The organism is Burkholderia sp. Tr-20390, assembly GCF_017104595.1.
In the GTDB taxonomy this organism is placed as follows: domain Bacteria; phylum Pseudomonadota; class Gammaproteobacteria; order Burkholderiales; family Burkholderiaceae; genus Burkholderia.
Genome location: NZ_JAAGPC010000029.1, coordinates 1 through 15,817, shown reverse-complemented (window position 1 = coordinate 15,817; position 15,817 = coordinate 1). Strand labels below are relative to the sequence as shown.

The window sequence follows — 15,817 nt, the reverse complement described above, 5'->3', positions numbered from 1 at the left end:
CCTGATCGGACCTGATCGCTTCATGCTGAATCGCTGCCCCGCAACGGCGCTCGCCCTCGCGCGAATGCCGTTGCGGCGGCAGCACGTCGTTCGCGGAGATCCGCGAGCGCGACCGGCGCCGGCGACCGTGCCCGATACACCGGGCACGACCGGCTCGCCACGCGCGCACCCTGGCACGGCACAGGCGTGCGCGCCTTTCATCCGTCAACTTCTTCCCGTGCGTCCAATTTCGATATGAACAAACGAATGTCCGCGGCAGGCTGGATCCTGCTGGCGATGGCGGCCGGCATCCTGATCGGCTACATGATCTACACGCAGCTGCCGGACAAACAGTCGGCGGCGGAAATTGCCGGCTACATCTCGCTGGTGTCCGACGTGTTCCTGCGGCTGATCAAGATGGTGATCGGCCCGCTGGTGTTCTCGACGCTGGTCGTCGGCATCGCGCACATGGGCGACGCGTCGTCGGTGGGCCGCGTGTTCGTGAAGGCGCTCGGCTGGTTCTTCACCGCGTCGCTGATCTCGCTGCTGCTCGGCCTGCTGATGGCGAACCTGCTGCGCCCGGGCGAGAACCTCGGTTTGCCGCTGCCGGATATCGGCGCGTCCGCGCATCTCGCGACGTCCAAGTTCACGCTGAAGGATTTCGTCGGCCACATGGTGCCGAAATCGATCGCCGAGGCGATGGCGAACAACGAGATCCTGCAGATCGTCGTGTTCTCGATGTTCTTCGGCGTGGCGCTCGCGTCGCTCGGCGAACGCGGCAAGATTCTCGTCGCGGCGATCGACCAGCTCGCGCACGTGATGCTGAAGATCACCGGCTACGTGATGAAGCTCGCGCCGCTCGCGGTGCTGGCGGCGATGGCGTCGACCGTCGCGATCAACGGGCTGTCGATCCTGCTGAAGTTCGCGGTGTTCATGGGCGACTTCTACCTGAGCCTGTTCCTGCTGTGGGGCACGCTCGTCGCGGCCGGCCTGCTGTTCCTCGGCCGCCGCGTGTTCAAGCTGCTGGTGCTGATCAAGGAAGCGTTCATGCTGTCGTTCGCGACCGCGAGCTCGGAAGCCGCGTATCCGAAGATCCTCGATGCGCTCGACCGTTTCGGCGTACGCCGCAAGATCTCGAGCTTCGTGATGCCGATGGGGTATTCGTTCAACCTCGACGGCTCGATGATGTACTGCACGTTCGCGTCGCTGTTCATCGCGCAGGCCTACGGCATTCACCTGTCGCTCGGCACGCAGGTCACGATGCTGCTGATCCTGATGCTGACGTCGAAAGGCATGGCCGGCGTGCCGCGCGCGTCGCTCGTCGTGATCGCCGCGACGCTGCACCAGTTCAACATTCCGGAAGCCGGGCTGCTGCTGATTCTGGGCGTCGATACGTTCCTCGACATGGGCCGTTCGGCCACGAACGCGGTGGGCAACTCGATCGCCAGCGCGGTGGTCGCGAAATGGGAAGGCGAGCTGATGCCAGAAGCAGAAGCCGAAGCGAATGCGGCACGGCTGGATGCGGAAGCCGAAGCACGCATGAACGAGGCGGTTCGCGATACGGATCGCGTCACCTCTGGCTGAAGCGGGGCCCCGGGTCGAATCCCGGGCTGTCAGGCCGCCTCGGCGGGGCGGGCCGCGTCGATGCACGCGGCCAGCACCATCGCGGCGGCGTTGCCCGGCGTCGAGCCGAGCAATTGCGGCGCATAGACGCTGTCGCCGATCTCGATGGGCTGCCCCGACAGCGCGCACACGCCGCGCTTGCGCGTGGTGAACAGCCGCCACTTCTGATAACCGTAGTGCCCGGTGCAGGCGTCGCGCCATGAAATCATCACGGTGTCGGCCGTGGGCCGCTCGAGCACGCTGATGGACGGCTGGCTCGTCGCGTCCCACGACGGCAGCCGGTCGCGCGTGACGCTGCGCCGCCGCGGCACGCCCCACGAGACGGACGGCATGTCGAAGCTGCTGATCGCGGCGACGGTCATGAGCCAGGGCGCTAAACGGTTGTTCATGTCGGTTTTCCTCGAAACGTTATGCGACACCGCCACGTGCGGTATCACGACAGGCGGATGCGCGGCTGCACGCAGCCGTTGATCCGTTCGGCGATCCACAGCAGGGTCGCCTTGGAGAAGCCGTGCAGCGCCTGCTGGTGCCGCCGGTAGAGCATCAGGTGGCTGAATTGCGCGAAACGCCCCTGGATGAAGCCGCCGCGAAAGAACCCGAACTGCCCGAGCGTGCCGAACGCGTCGTAGTCGCTGATCGACACGAGCGCGCCGAAATCGTGGAACGCGAACGGCGGAATCGGCGTGCCGTCGAGCCACGCGGGCAGGTGCTTCGCGAGATGCTCGGCCTGTTGCGTCGCGACTTGCGCGGTGGGCGGCAGCGGCCGTTCCTGGCCGTCGGGCAGCAGGCTCGCGCAGTCGCCGATCGCGAACACGTGCTCGTCGCCGGTGGCCTGCAGCGTCGGCCCGACGACGATCTGGTTCGCGCGATTCGTGTCGAGCCCGTCGAGCGCCTGCATGAAATCGGGCGCCTTCACGCCGGCTGCCCATACCATCAGGTCCGCTTCCGCGAACGAACCGTCGCCGTAGTGAAAGCCGTTTGCGTCGGCCGACGTGACGCGGGTGGACGTCAGCACATGAAAGCCGATCTGTTCGAGCCGCCGCTGCGCCGACGCGGAAATCCGCGGCGGAAACGCGGCGAGGATGCGCGGGCCGCTCTCGAGCAGCGTGAGCTGCAGCCGCTCGCGCACCGTCGCGTCACGGTACGCCTGTGCCACTTCCAGCAAGCGGCTCAGCTCCGCCGCGAGTTCCACGCCGGTCGCGCCCGCGCCGACGATCGCGACGCGAAACGGCTCGTCGCGCGCGATGCTGCGAAATACGCGCATCCGCAACGCTTCGTTGAAGGTCTCGGCCTGCTTCTGACTGTCGATGAAATAGCAGTGCTCGCGCACGCCCGGCACGCCGAAATCGTTGGCCTGGCTGCCGAGCGCGAGGATCAGCACGTCGTATTCGAGTTCGCGTGCGTCGAGCACGAGTTCGCCATCCTGCGAGCGGATCTCGCCGAGCTGCACGCGGCGGCGCGCGCGATCGAGCCCCGTCAGTTCGCCGGGCTGGTACGAGTAACCGTGATCACGTGCATGGGCGAGGAAGATTACCTGCTGCTGCTGCACGTCGCGCGTCCCGGCCGCGATCGTGTGCAGCATCGGCTTCCAGATGTGGGTCGGGCTGCGGTCGACGACGGTCACCTGGGCGCGCCCGGACCGGCCGAGGCGCTCGCCCAGGCGGGTGGCGAGCTGCAGGCCGGCGATCCCGCCGCCGACGATGACGATGCGTGTAGGGGTTGTCATGGATAAATCATCACGTGATGAATAAGGTATGATCCTAGCGCTTCCCGGCTTCGCGTGTCAACGGAGCGGGGCGGGTCACCCGGTGTTCGGCATCGCTCACGCGGGGCCGGAACACGGGTATTCGAATCATTCAAGGAGAGCAGGAAGACGTGGCTGAAGTCACTGAGCGCGCGCCGGCCAAGCGGCGTATGCGAGGGCGGCCGCTGGCCGGGGCGTCCGTGGGGCCGGACGTGATATTGCGGGCCGCGCGCCGCACGTTCGCGAAGCGTGGCTACGACGCCACGAGCGTGCGCGAAGTCGCGCGCGAGCTGGGCGTCGATGCGGCGCTGATCGCGCACCATTTCGGGACGAAGGAAACGTTGTGGCTGGCGGTCGTCGAGCAGATCGCCGAGCTGGCCGAGCCGATGTTCGACGCGCTGCGCGCGTTGCGCACGTCGCCGCTGCCGCAACGCGACCGTGTACGGCGCGCGATCGAGCTGTGTGTCGACCACGAGTTCGACGAGCCCGACCTGGGCATGTTTTTCTCGACGGCGGCGACCGAAGTGGGCGCGCGGCTCGACCGGTTGCAGGAGCGGCTCGTGCGCCCGTATTACGACGTGATGTTCCCGCTGCTGTCGGAGGCGGTAGAGGCCGGTGTGATCCGCCCGGTCGATCCGGCGGTGCTGTTCTTCATGATCGCGAGCGCGATCGGCACGACCGTGTCATACAGTCACATGATGCTGGAGTACACGTCGCTGCCCACGCGGCAGGACGCGTTCCGGCAGGCCGTGGTGGACATTGCATTCAACGTCGTCGGCGGCTGAGCGCCGCGCGCGTGACGCGCGCGGTCACGTCGCCAGCACCAGCCCCAGTTCGCGCACCGCGCTTCGTGCGGTCTCGCGCAACGCATCGACGAGCGGCGAGGGCGTCCGATACGCGATCGCCAGCTCGTACGCGAGCGGGCTGCCCGCATCCTTCAGTTCGCAGAACGTAATGCCTTGCGGCTGCATCGGCACGAACAGGCGCGGCATCAGCGCGACGCCGATGCCGCCCGCGACGAGCCCGGCCGTCGTCTGCATCTGGCGCGGCTGCTGGACGATGCGCGGCGCGAAGCCGGCCTGCGCGCATGCGGTCACGATCAGCGCGTGCATGCCGGGCCCGTGGTGCGCGGCAAACATGACCCACGGTTCGTCCGCCAGTTCGGCAAGCGCAATGCGCCGGCGGTGTGCGAGCCGGTGACCGTCGGGCAGCGCGGCGACCATCCGGTCGCGCAGCAGCGGCTCGACGCGCACGTCGCCCGCATCGGCCACCGGCAGCACGACGAGGCCGACGTCCGTGCGGTCCTGGCGCAGCGCGAGCACCTGCTCGGCGGTCGTGCCTTCCTCGAGCTGGAAATCGACGTCCGGATGGCGTTCCTGGAACGCGCGGAGGATCAGCGGCAGCAGCGCGTTGACCGTGCTGTCGACGAAACGCAACCGTAGCGTGCCGCCGAGGCCGGCGCCCGCGCGGCGGGCCACGGCCACCGCGCGCTCGGCCTGTTCGAGCGCGCGCCGTGCTTCGAGCAGGAACGCGTCGCCGGCCGGCGTGAGCGCCGTGCCGCGGTTGTCGCGCTCGAACAGCACGACGCCCAGCTCGTCCTCGAGCTTGCGGATCGCCGCGCTGAGCGGCGGTTGCGCCATGTGCAGCCGCTCGGCCGCACGCCGGAAACTGAGCGTCTCGGCGACCGCGATGAATTGCCTGAACTGGCGTAGATCGATCATGCGATACCTTTCGCGTATCAGTGGATCATCGAATTCGTATTTTAACTATCGCACTGTGCTGCCCAGAATGGCCTTGTCATCAACGGTCGACATTCGGGAGGGCAGGTCATGACAGGGATCGAACAGCAGCGAACGGCAATCGTCACGGGCGGGTCGAGCGGGATCGGCTTCGCAATCGCGCGCCGGCTGGTGGAGGACGGGTATCGGGTCGCGATCGTCGGGCGCGACGCGGCGCGGCTGGAGGCGGCAGTTGCGCGTCTCGGCGGCGTGGCGATCGGGCGGGCGGCCGATCTGAGCGTGCGGTGCGAAGCGGAGGCGGCGGTTGCCGCGATCGTCGCGCAGTGCCGTTGCATCGACGTACTGGTCAACAACGCGGGGGCGACCGGCCGCGTCGGCGCGGATACGGAGGCAGGCGAGGCCGAGCGCGTGTGGGACGCCGTGCTCGACGCGAACCTGAAAAGCCTGTTCGTGACGACCATGGCGGTGCTGCCGCACCTGGCCGAGCGCGCCGCGAGGATCGTCAACATCGGTTCGATCGCGGCGCGCGCCGGCAGCCTGCTGCCGGGTGGCCTGGCGTACGCGGCGGCGAAGGCCGGCGTCGAAGGGTTCACCGTCGCGCTCGCGCGCGAACTCGGGCCGCGCGGCGCCACGGTCAATACGGTCGCGCCCGGCTATATCGCCGACACGCGCTTCTTCGGCGAAAGCGGCGTCGCGCCGGCCATTGCGGCGACGATCCGAGAGCAGACGCCGGCCGGCCGCGCCGGGCATCCGGACGATATCGCGGACGCGGTTGCGTGGCTCGCCGGGCCGCGTGCGTCGTTCGTCACCGGTGCGACGATCGCGGTGAACGGCGGCTGGCGGGTCGGGTGACGCAATCTACCCAGGTGGCCGGATGCGGCGGCATCGCGCGCCACATCCGGCCCGCCGGTCATTCGATATCCGTGGGCGGCTTGTCGCCGAGCCAGCGGCGCGCGCCGGGCCCGTTGCGGCCCGCGCGGTCTTCCGGGTTCGTCAGCTTGCAACGCTTCAGCGACAGGCAGCCGCAGCCGATGCATTCGTCGAGGTTGATGTACAGGCGCTGCAACTCCTCGATCCGGCTCGCGACGCGCTGCTTCCAGCCGCGCGACAGCCGCTGCCAGTCCTTGTTGCTCGGCGCGGTGTCCTCGGGGAGGCTGACGAGTTGCTCGGCGATCTCGTCGAGCGAATAGCCGATCTTCTGCGCGAACACGATGAACGCGATCAGCCGCAGCACCGCGCGCGAATAGTGGCGATGGCTCGAGCCGTTGCGGTGCGACTTGATGAGCCCGCGCGTCTCGTAGAACCGTAGTGTCGACGCCGGCACGCCGCTGCGCGCGGCCACTTCGCGGATCGACATCAGCGGCCATTGCGGTGTTTCCTGGATACCCATGTTGCCCCTCCGGGAAAACTTGACTTAAAGTTAACTTCAACTTTTATGCTACGCGGCAGTTTAACCCGTCGCGAGGCATCATGCTCTCCTTATCCCTACGCAGGACGTCGCCTTTGGGCGCGGCCTGTGCACTGCTGCTGGCGTTGTCGGGCTGTCACGACGGCAAAGGCGCATCGTCGGCTCAATCCCTTCCCGAAGTCGGCGTCGCCACCATCGCACCGCGCACGATCCGCCTCGCGGACGAATTCAACGGACGCGTCGAAGCGGTCGACGCGGTCGAACTGCGGCCGCGCGTGAGCGGCTACCTGCAGCGCGTCGCCTACAAGGAAGGCGACCTGGTCGCGCAGGGCGCGCTGCTGTTCGAGATCGACCCGCGCCCGTACCGGATCGCGCTCGATCGCGCCAATGCGCAGCTGCAGCGGGCCCGTGCGGCCGCGAGCCTCGCGAACGTGCAGCTCAAGCGCGTGCAGACGCTGATCGATGCGCATGCGACGTCGCAGGAAGAACTCGACAACGCGCGCGCCACCGCCGAGCAGGCGCGTGCGGACCTGCAGGCGGCCGACGCGGCCGTCGCGGATGCGAAGCTCAATCTCGGCTTCACCGAAGTGCGCGCGCCGATCGCGGGCCGCGTCGGCCGCGCGGTCGCCACCGTCGGCAACCTGGCGCGCGCGGACGACACGCTGCTGACGACGGTCGTGTCGCAGAACCCCGTCTACGTGTATTTCGACTGCGACGAACAGAGCTACCTGCGCTACAACGCGCGGCGCGCCGATCCGAAACATCGCGCAATCGGCGCCGATCCGGTGCGCGTGGGCCTCGCGAACGAGACGGGCTTCCCGCATGCGGGCACCGTCGACTTCCTCGACAACCGGCTCGACCCGCAAACGGGCACGATCCGCGCGCGCGTGCGGCTGCCGAATGAGGACCATACGTTTACGCCGGGCCTGTATGCGCGCGTGCAGCTCGTCAGCGGCCGCGACCAGGATGCGCTGCTCGTCGACGACAAGGCCGTGCTCACCGACCAGGACCGCAAGTACGTGTATGTGATCGGGCCCGGCGACAAGGCGCTGCGCCGCGACGTGACGATCGGCCGCGGGGTGGAGGGCGAGCGGATCATCGAGAAGGGGATCCAGGCGGGCGACCGCGTGGTCGTCGACGGCATGCAGCGGATCTACTATCCGGGCGCGCAGGTGAAGCCGAAGACGCTGCCCGCACGCGCCGACGCCGGTGCCGGCAATGGCGCGGGCAACGGGCCGGTCAACGGCGCGCAGGCCGTCGCCGATGCCGGCGCGCCGGCCGCGCAGTAACGGGAGACAGCCAATGGATTTCTCCCGATTCTTCATCGACCGGCCGATCTTCGCGGTCGTGCTGTCGATCGTCATCTTCGCGATCGGCCTGATCTCGATCCCGATGCTGCCCGCCGGCGAATACCCGGAAGTCGTGCCGCCGAGCGTCGTCGTGCGAGCGACGTACCCGGGCGCGAACCCGAAGGAAATCGCCGAATCGGTCGCCGAACCGCTGGAAGAGGCGATCAACGGCGTCGAAGGCATCATGTACATGAAGTCGGTCGCCGGTTCCGACGGCAGCCTGCAGGTGGTCGTCACGTTCCTGCAGGGCGTCGACCCCGACACGGCCGCCGTGCGCGTGCAGAACCGCGTGAGCCAGGCGCTGTCGCGCCTGCCCGACGAGGTGCGCCAGTACGGCGTGACCACGCAGAAGCAGTCGCCCACGCCGCTGATGTACGTGAGCCTGTATTCGCCGGACAACAGCCGCGATTCGCTGTACCTGCGCAACTACCTGACGCTGCACGTGAAGGACGAGCTGTCGCGGCTCACGGGTGTCGGCGACGTCGGCCTGTCCGGTTCCGGCGACTATGCGATGCGGCTGTGGCTCGACCCGAACCGGCTCGCGTCGCGCGGGCTGACCGCGAGCGACGTGATTGCCGCCGTGCGCGAGCAGAACGTGCAGGTGTCGGCCGGCCAGCTCGGCGCGGAGCCGTCGCCGAAGAAGAACGACTTCCTGCTGTCGATCAACGTGCGCGGCCGGCTGCGCACGGTGCAGGAGTTCGGCGACATCGTGCTGCGCACCGGCGACGACGGGCAGGTCGTGAAGCTGTCCGACGTCGCGCGCGTCGAACTCGGCGCGGGCGACTACACGCTGCGCTCGTATTTCAACGACAAGCCATCGGCGGTGGTCGGCATCTTCCTGTCGCCGGGCGCGAACGCGCTCGAGGTCGCGAAGGCCGTGTATGCGAAGTTCGACGAACTGTCGAAGCGCTTTCCGCCCGGCGTTGCGTACCGGCCCGTGTGGGATCCGACGGTGTTCGTGCGCGAATCGATCCGCGCGGTGCAGCACACGCTGATCGAGGCCGTGGTGCTGGTCGTGCTCGTCGTGATCCTGTTCCTGCAGACGTGGCGCGCGTCGATCATCCCGCTCGTCGCGGTGCCCGTGTCGGTGGTCGGCACGTTCGCGTGGCTCTATCTGCTCGGCTATTCGATCAACACGCTGACGCTGTTCGGGCTGGTACTGGCGATCGGGATCGTCGTCGACGATGCGATCGTGGTCGTCGAGAACGTCGAGCGCAACATCGCGCAGGGCCTGAGCCCGCGCGACGCCGCGCACCAGGCGATGCGCGAGGTGTCGGGGCCGATCGTCGCGATCGCGCTCGTGCTGTGCGCGGTGTTCGTGCCGATGGCGTTCATGTCCGGCGTCACGGGCCAGTTCTACCGGCAGTTCGCGGTGACGATCGCGATCTCGACGGTGATCTCCGCGATCAACTCGCTGACGCTGTCGCCCGCGCTCGCCGCGAAGCTGCTGCGTCCGCACGATGCGCCGAAGGATGCGCTCACGCGCGGGCTCGACCGCGCGTTCGGCTGGCTGTTCCATCCGTTCAACCGCTTCTTCGACCGCAGTTCCGATCGCTATCACGGCTTCGTCGGCCGCACGCTGAAGCGGCGCGGCGTGGTGTTCGCGGTCTATGCGGTGCTGCTCGCGGCCACCGCGCTGCTGCTCAACGCGGTGCCGGGCGGCTTCATCCCCGTGCAGGACAAGCTGTACCTGTTCGCGGGCGCGAAGCTGCCGGAAGGCGCGTCGCTCGCGCGCACCAGCGAGGTGACCGAGCAGATGACGAAGATCGCGCTCGGCACCGACGGTGTCGAGATGATGCCGGCGTTTGCCGGGCTGAATGCGCTGCAGGGCGTGAACACGCCGAACATCACGAACTCGTACGTGATCCTGAAGCCGTTCGACCAGCGCCACCGCAGCGCCGCGCAGATCAACGCGGACCTGAACGCGCGCTTCGCGGCCATCGGCGGCGGCATCACCTATGCGCTGATGCCGCCGCCGATCCAGGGCCTCGGCAACGGCTCGGGCTATTCGCTGTACCTGGAGGATCGCGGCGGGCTCGGCTACGGGGCCTTGCAGAATGCGCTCACCGCATTCCAGGGCGCGGTCGCGAAGACGCCGGGGATGAGCTACCCGGTCAGCTCGTACCAGGCGAACATCCCGCAGCTCGAGGTGAAGGTCGACCGGTTGAAGGCGAAGGCGCAGGGCGTCGCGCTGACCGACCTGTTCAGCACGCTGCAGGTCTATCTCGGCTCGATGTACGTGAACGACTTCAACCTGTTCGGCCGCGTGTACCGCGTGATGGCGCAGGCGGATGCCGGCCACCGGCAGACGGCCGCCGACATCGCGAACCTGCGCACGCGCAACGCGAAGGGCGAGATGGTGCCGATCGGCTCGATGGTGACGGTGGCGCCGGCGTACGGGCCTGACCCGGTGGTGCGATACAACGGCTATCCGGCCGCGAACCTGATCGGCGACGCCGATCCGAAGGTGATGTCGTCGTCGCAGGCGATCGAGAAGCTGCAGCAGATCGCGAAGGACGTGCTGCCGCCCGGCATCACGCTCGAATGGACCGACCTCAGTTACCAGCAGGTCACGCAGAGCAACGCGGCGATCGTCGTGTTCCCGCTCGCGGTGATGCTCGTGTTCCTCGTGCTCGCGTCGTTGTACGAGAGCTGGACGCTGCCGCTCGCGGTGATCCTGATCGTGCCCGTGTGCATCTGCGCCGCGCTGTTCGGCGTGTGGCTGTCGGGGGGCGACAACAACGTGTTCGTGCAGGTCGGTCTGGTCGTGCTGATGGGGCTGGCGTGCAAGAACGCGATCCTGATCGTCGAGTTCGCGCGCGAGCTCGAAATCCAGGGCAAGGGCGTGATCGACGCCGCGCTCGAAGCGTGCAAGCTGCGGCTGCGCCCGATCGTGATGACGTCGGTCGCGTTCATCGCGGGCTCGGTGCCGCTGCTGATCGGCGGCGGCGCGGGCAGCGAAGTGCGCGCGGCCACCGGCATCACCGTGTTTGCGGGGATGCTGGGCGTCACGCTGTTCGGGCTGTTCCTGACGCCCGTGTTCTATGTGGCGATCCGCAAGCTCGCGGGCGGCGCGCCGGCCGTGTGGAGCGAACACCACGGCACCCTCGAAGGAGAAAACCGATGAGCGCCGTTTTTCGTCTTTCCGCGCTCGCGATGTCGGTGACGCTCGCCGCGTGCGCAGTCGGCCCCGATTTCAAGCGGCCCGACACGGCCACGGCCGCGCGGTTCGCGCGCGATGCGCATCCGGCGGGGTCGTCCGGTATGACGCCGGATACGCCGGATATGCCGCCCGACGCGTCGGCCGATGCCGATGCCGCGTTCTGGCGCGGCTTCGGCGATCCTGCGCTGACGCAGCTGATCGACACGGCGCTCGCGGCTAACCAGGACCTGCAGGTCGCCGTGTCGCGCTACGACGCATCGAATGCGCTGCTGTCACAGGCGACGTTCGATCGTTACCCGACGATCACCGCGAGCGGACACATCGGCCATCAACTGATGAGCAAGGACCAGGCGTTCGGCGCGCCGCGCAGCCAGCGCGATACGCCGACGTCCAGCGTCGGGATCAATGCGGCGTGGGAGCTCGACCTGTTCGGCCGCGTGCGCCGTTCGATCGAGTCGCAGCGTGCGGAAACGGCCGCCAGCGCGGCGGACGTGCGCGCGGTGCGCGTCGCGATCGCCGGCGAGGTGGCGAGCACGTACGTCGATCTGCGCGGCTCGCAGGAGCGGCTGCGGATCGCGCGCGAGAACGCCGACAACCAGAAGCAGACGCTCGCGCTGATCAATGCGCGCGTCGGCGCGGGGAGAGGCTCCGAACTCGATGCGGCGCGGGCCCGCGCGCAATACGAATCGACGACGTCGCGGATCGCCGTGTACGAAGCGGCGATCGGCGTCGACGAGCACCGGCTCGCGGTGCTGACCGGACAGACGCCGGACGCGCTGATCGGCCGCTTCGATCTCCCGAAGGCCGCCGTGTCGGCGGGCACACCGGTGCCGCTGCCGGCGCTGGCCGCCGACATCGATCCCGGCACGCCGGGCGACCTGCTGCGGCGTCGGCCCGACGTCGCGGCCGCCGAGGCACGGCTGCACGCGGCGACCGCACGCGTCGGCGTCGCGACGGCCGACCTGTTTCCGCGCTTCACGCTGTCGGGGCTGCTCGGCAGTGCGACGAGCAGCTACGGGTTCTTCCGCGCGGGCAGCGATACGAACCTGATCGCGCTCGGCATCGACTGGTCGTTCCTCGACGTCGGCCGCGTGCGTGCGCGGATCGCCGCGAGCGATGCGGAAGCGGCCGGGCAGCTCGCGCAGTACCGGCAGACCGTGCTCGGGGCGCTGGAGGAAACGGAGAACGCGCTGCTGCGCGCCGCCCGCACGCGTGACGAGACGGGCCATCTGGTGCAGGCCGCGACCGACAGCGCGCGTGCCGCGCAACTGGCGCAGGCGCGGTTTTCGGCGGGCGCGATCGACTACTACGAAGTGCTCGACGCGCAACGCACGCTGCTGCAGGCACAGGATGCGGCGGCCGACGGGCAGATGCGCAGCGCGTCGTCGACGGTGGCGTTGTACAAGGCGCTGGCGGGCGGCTGGCCGTCGGGAACCGGGCAGGGCCCGCAGCAAGGCCCGCTCGCGCAGGCGGGGCAGTCAGCGCAGTAGCGCGGACAGGGCGGCGGCGCGGCAGGTCGGAGTAATCCCGCCTGCCGCGCGCCGCTTGATTACACGCTGGCCGGATCGACCTTGTCGATGTCGATGCCGTAGCGCCGGATGGCTTCGCCGACGCGTGCACGCGGAATCGCACCGTCATCGGCGAGCGCCTTCAACGCCGCGATCACGACGAAGTGCCGGTCGACCTCGAAGAACGTGCGCAGCGCGTCGCGCGTATCCGAGCGGCCGAAGCCGTCGGTGCCGAGCGATACGAAGCGCCGGCCGTCGACGAACCCGCGGATCTGGTCGCCGACGATCTTCATGTAGTCGGTCGCCACCACCACCGGCCCCGTGCGGCCGTCGAGGCATTGCTGCACGTACGGCACGCGCGGCGCCTGCTCGGGATGCAGCAGGTTCCAGCGTTCCGCGGCAAGCCCGTCGCGGCGCAACTCGTTCAGGCTCGTCGCGCTCCACACGTCGCTCGACACGCCGAAGTCCTGCGCGAGCAGGTCGCTCGCGGCGATCACTTCGCGCAGGATCGCGCCGCTGCCCATCAACTGCACATGCGGCGCTTCGACCGTGTGCGACGTGCCTTCGCGCAGCAGGTAAAGCCCCTTGAGAATGCCGGCTTCCGCGCCGTCCGGCATTGCCGGATGCGGATAGTTCTCGTTGAGCAGCGTGATGTAGTAGTACACATCTTCCTGTTCCGCGAACATCCGCCGCAGGCCGTCGCGCACGATCACCGCGAGTTCGTACGCATAGGTCGGGTCATACGACACACAGTTCGGAATCACCGACGACAGCACGTGGCTGTGCCCGTCGTCGTGCTGCAACCCTTCGCCCATCAGTGTCGTGCGGCCCGACGTCGCGCCGAGCAGGAAGCCGCGCGTACGCGCGTCGCCGGCTGCCCACGCGAGGTCGCCGACGCGTTGCAACCCGAACATCGAATAGAAGATGTAGAACGGGATCGCCGGCAGGCCGTGGTTGCTGTACGCAGTGCCGGCCGCGATCCACGACGCGATCGCGCCCGATTCGTTGATGCCTTCCTGCAGGATCTGCCCGTCCTTCGCTTCCTTGTAGTAGCTGAGCTGGCCGGCGTCCTGCGGCGTATAGAGCTGGCCGAGATGCGAGTGGATGCCGATCTGGCGGAACAGGCCCTCCATCCCGAACGTGCGCGATTCGTCCGGCACGATCGGCACGACGAGCTTGCCGAGTGCCGGGTCCTTCAGCAGCGTGCCGAGGATGCGCACGAACGCCATCGTCGTCGACAGCCCGCGCTCGCCGCTGTCCTTGAGCTGACCGTCGAACGCGGCGAGCGGCGGTACCGGCAGCGGCGCCACGGTGCTGAAGCGGGCCGGCACGTGGCCGCCGAGTGCGGCACGGCGTTCGGCGAAGTAGCGTGCCTCGGCGCTGCCCGGTTCCGGCTTCAGATAAGGCAGTTCGTCGAGCTGCGCATCGCTCACCGGCAGCGCGAACCGGTCACGAAACGCGCGTACGGCATCCGCGCTCATCTTCTTCAACTGGTGGTTCACGTTCTGGCCTTCGCCGGCTTCGCCCATCCCGAAGCCCTTGACCGTCTTCGCGAGCACGACGGTCGGCCGTCCGTCCGCGCGCATCGCCTGCGCATAGGCCGCGTGCACCTTTTCCGGATCGTGGCCGCCGCGTGCCAGTTTCCAGATGTCGTCGTCGGACAGGTCCGCGACGAGTTCGAGCAACTCGGGATACTTGCCGAAGAAATGCTCGCGCACGTACGCGCCGCTCTGCGACTTGAAGGTCTGGTAGTCGCCGTCGACGCATTCCATCATGCGCTGGCGCAGCAGGCCCGTCGTGTCGCGTTCGAGCAGGCGATCCCAGCCGGCGCCCCAGATTACCTTGATGACGTTCCAGCCCGCCGCGCGGAACGTGCCTTCGAGCTCCTGGATGACCTTGCCGTTGCCGCGCACGGGGCCGTCGAGGCGCTGCAGGTTGCAGTTGACGACGAAGATCAGGTTGTCGAGCCGTTCGCGCCCGGCGAGCGAGATCGCGGCGAGCGATTCCGGCTGGTCCATTTCGCCGTCGCCGAGGAATGCCCAGACCTTGCGGCCCTGATGCGCTTTCAGCCCGCGATATTCGAGGTAGCGCATGAAGCGCGCCTGATACGCGGCCGTGAGCGGCCCGAGCCCCATCGATACCGTGGGGAATTGCCAGAAATCCGGCATCAGCCGCGGATGCGGATACGACGACAGCCCGTCGCGTCCCGCTTCGCGGCCGGTCTCGCGGCGGAAGTTGTCGAGTTGCGCGTCCGTGATGCGGCCTTCCAGATAGGCGCGGCCATAGATGCCGGGCGCCGAATGGCCCTGGATGTAGACCATGTCGCCGTCGAAGGTATCGGTGCGGCCGCGGAAGAAGTGATCGAAGCCGACGTCGTACAGCACCGCGGCCGACTGGTAGGTCGCGATGTGCCCGCCGACGTTCGAAAGCCGTCCGGCGCGCAGCACCATCACCATCGCGTTCCAGCGGATCATCGCGTTCAGGCGCCGTTCGAGCGCGAGATCGCCCGGGTAGGCCGGCTGCCGTTCACGCGGCACCGTGTTCACGTACGCGGTCGTCACGCGGCCGTGCAGGTCGCCGTGGCGTGCCGCGTCGAGATCGGAAAGCCGGTCGAGCAGGTAGTGCGCGCGCGGGCGGCCTTCGAGCGCGATCACGGATTCGAGCGCATCGAGCCATTCGCGGGTTTCCTGCGGGTCGATGTCGGGTAGCGTGAGAGGTGCGGTCATGCAGTGTCTCCAGAAGCATAAGGCTGCGCGGGGCGACGGTCGTGGCGCCGCGACGCGCGACGGAGCGCCCGCCGATCGGCGGGCAGATGGTTGCAATTGCAATCGTATGAGGGCAATTGTTATCGAGGTAAAATTTAATTGCAACTGCAATTCAACGAGAGGAACGACCTGACATGAGCGCACCCGAACCCGATCTGTGGTTCTCGTTCGTCCGCGCACACCGGACGATGATTCGCGAGATCGAGCGCCGCCTTGCGGCGGCCGGCCTGCCGGCCTATGCGTGGTACGACGCGTTGTGGGGGCTCGAAAGCGGGCCCGACGGCACGCGCCGCATGCACGAGCTGGCCGACGTGCTCGCGATCGAGCGCTACAACCTCACGCGGCTCGTCGACCGGCTCGAACAGGAGGGGCTCGTCACGCGCGCCCGTTCGGCGGACGATGGCCGCGCCGCCTATGCGAGCATCACCGACAAGGGGCGGACGCTGCGCAAGAAGATGTGGAAGGTGTATCAGTCGACGGTCTCGGAACTCTTTCTCGATCAGTTCGGCGGCAAGGAGCAGGCGGCGATGGCCGCCGCA

12 protein-coding genes are annotated in these 15,817 nt (G+C 68.2%); 7 read left to right on the top strand and 5 right to left on the bottom strand.

What is annotated here, in order from left to right; translation table 11 throughout:
* Window positions 1–234: 234 nt before the first annotated feature.
* Entirely contained in the window at window positions 235–1,563 is a 1,329-nt protein-coding gene (locus G3N98_RS11260; protein ID WP_175238922.1) for a dicarboxylate/amino acid:cation symporter, read from the top strand.
* A gap of 29 nt (window positions 1,564–1,592) precedes the next feature.
* Here G3N98_RS11260 and G3N98_RS11255 read toward each other — a convergent pair whose 3' ends face one another.
* Window positions 1,593–1,991, bottom strand: coding sequence for a DUF3331 domain-containing protein (locus tag G3N98_RS11255; RefSeq protein WP_206148207.1), 399 nt, complete (start codon window positions 1,989–1,991; stop codon window positions 1,593–1,595).
* Window positions 1,992–2,035: 44 nt separating this feature from the next.
* Window positions 2,036–3,328, bottom strand: coding sequence for an NAD(P)/FAD-dependent oxidoreductase (locus tag G3N98_RS11250; protein WP_206148206.1), 1,293 nt, complete (start codon window positions 3,326–3,328; stop codon window positions 2,036–2,038).
* Between the two features lie 149 nt (window positions 3,329–3,477).
* Here G3N98_RS11250 and G3N98_RS11245 point away from each other — a divergent pair, with 149 nt between their 5' ends.
* The gene (locus tag G3N98_RS11245) at window positions 3,478–4,131 is read left to right on the top strand and encodes a TetR/AcrR family transcriptional regulator (protein ID WP_206148205.1); all 654 of its coding nucleotides are present in this window, start codon (window positions 3,478–3,480) and stop codon (window positions 4,129–4,131) included.
* A 24-nt stretch (window positions 4,132–4,155) separates the two neighbouring features.
* On the opposite strand, the gene G3N98_RS11240 is transcribed toward G3N98_RS11245, so the two are convergent.
* The gene (locus tag G3N98_RS11240; protein ID WP_206148204.1) at window positions 4,156–5,067 is read right to left on the bottom strand and encodes a LysR family transcriptional regulator; all 912 of its coding nucleotides are present in this window, start codon (window positions 5,065–5,067) and stop codon (window positions 4,156–4,158) included.
* A gap of 108 nt (window positions 5,068–5,175) precedes the next feature.
* Here G3N98_RS11240 and G3N98_RS11235 point away from each other — a divergent pair, with 108 nt between their 5' ends.
* Window positions 5,176–5,937: an SDR family oxidoreductase gene (locus G3N98_RS11235; protein WP_206148203.1), complete on the top strand. Its 762-nt coding sequence runs from the start codon at window positions 5,176–5,178 to the stop codon at window positions 5,935–5,937.
* Window positions 5,938–5,995: 58 nt separating this feature from the next.
* On the opposite strand, the gene soxR is transcribed toward G3N98_RS11235, so the two are convergent.
* Entirely contained in the window at window positions 5,996–6,475 is a 480-nt protein-coding gene (soxR, locus tag G3N98_RS11230) for a redox-sensitive transcriptional activator SoxR (protein ID WP_124585397.1), read from the bottom strand.
* Window positions 6,476–6,555: 80 nt separating this feature from the next.
* Between soxR and G3N98_RS11225 the strand changes: the two genes are divergently transcribed.
* The 3 genes from G3N98_RS11225 to G3N98_RS11215 are packed head-to-tail and all read left to right on the top strand — an operon-like array spanning window position 6,556 to window position 12,495.
* Complete coding sequence (locus G3N98_RS11225; protein ID WP_206148202.1) at window positions 6,556–7,782, top strand: efflux RND transporter periplasmic adaptor subunit; 1,227 nt, start codon at window positions 6,556–6,558, stop codon at window positions 7,780–7,782.
* A gap of 13 nt (window positions 7,783–7,795) precedes the next feature.
* On the top strand, window positions 7,796–10,969 hold the full coding sequence (locus G3N98_RS11220) for a multidrug efflux RND transporter permease subunit (RefSeq protein ID WP_206148201.1): 3,174 nt from the start codon (window positions 7,796–7,798) through the stop codon (window positions 10,967–10,969).
* Entirely contained in the window at window positions 10,966–12,495 is a 1,530-nt protein-coding gene (locus G3N98_RS11215; RefSeq protein ID WP_206148200.1) for an efflux transporter outer membrane subunit, read from the top strand. The genes G3N98_RS11220 and G3N98_RS11215 overlap by 4 nt, the downstream gene beginning before the upstream one ends.
* 59 nt (window positions 12,496–12,554) lie before the next feature.
* Here the strand turns inward: G3N98_RS11215 and aceE are convergent, their stop codons facing one another.
* A complete protein-coding gene (gene aceE / locus G3N98_RS11210) occupies window positions 12,555–15,239 on the bottom strand; it encodes a pyruvate dehydrogenase (acetyl-transferring), homodimeric type (protein WP_206148199.1) in 2,685 nt (894 codons plus the stop codon).
* A gap of 173 nt (window positions 15,240–15,412) precedes the next feature.
* Here aceE and G3N98_RS11205 point away from each other — a divergent pair.
* The coding region (locus G3N98_RS11205) for a MarR family transcriptional regulator (RefSeq protein ID WP_206148198.1) at window positions 15,413–15,817 on the top strand (405 nt) is incomplete at its 3' end.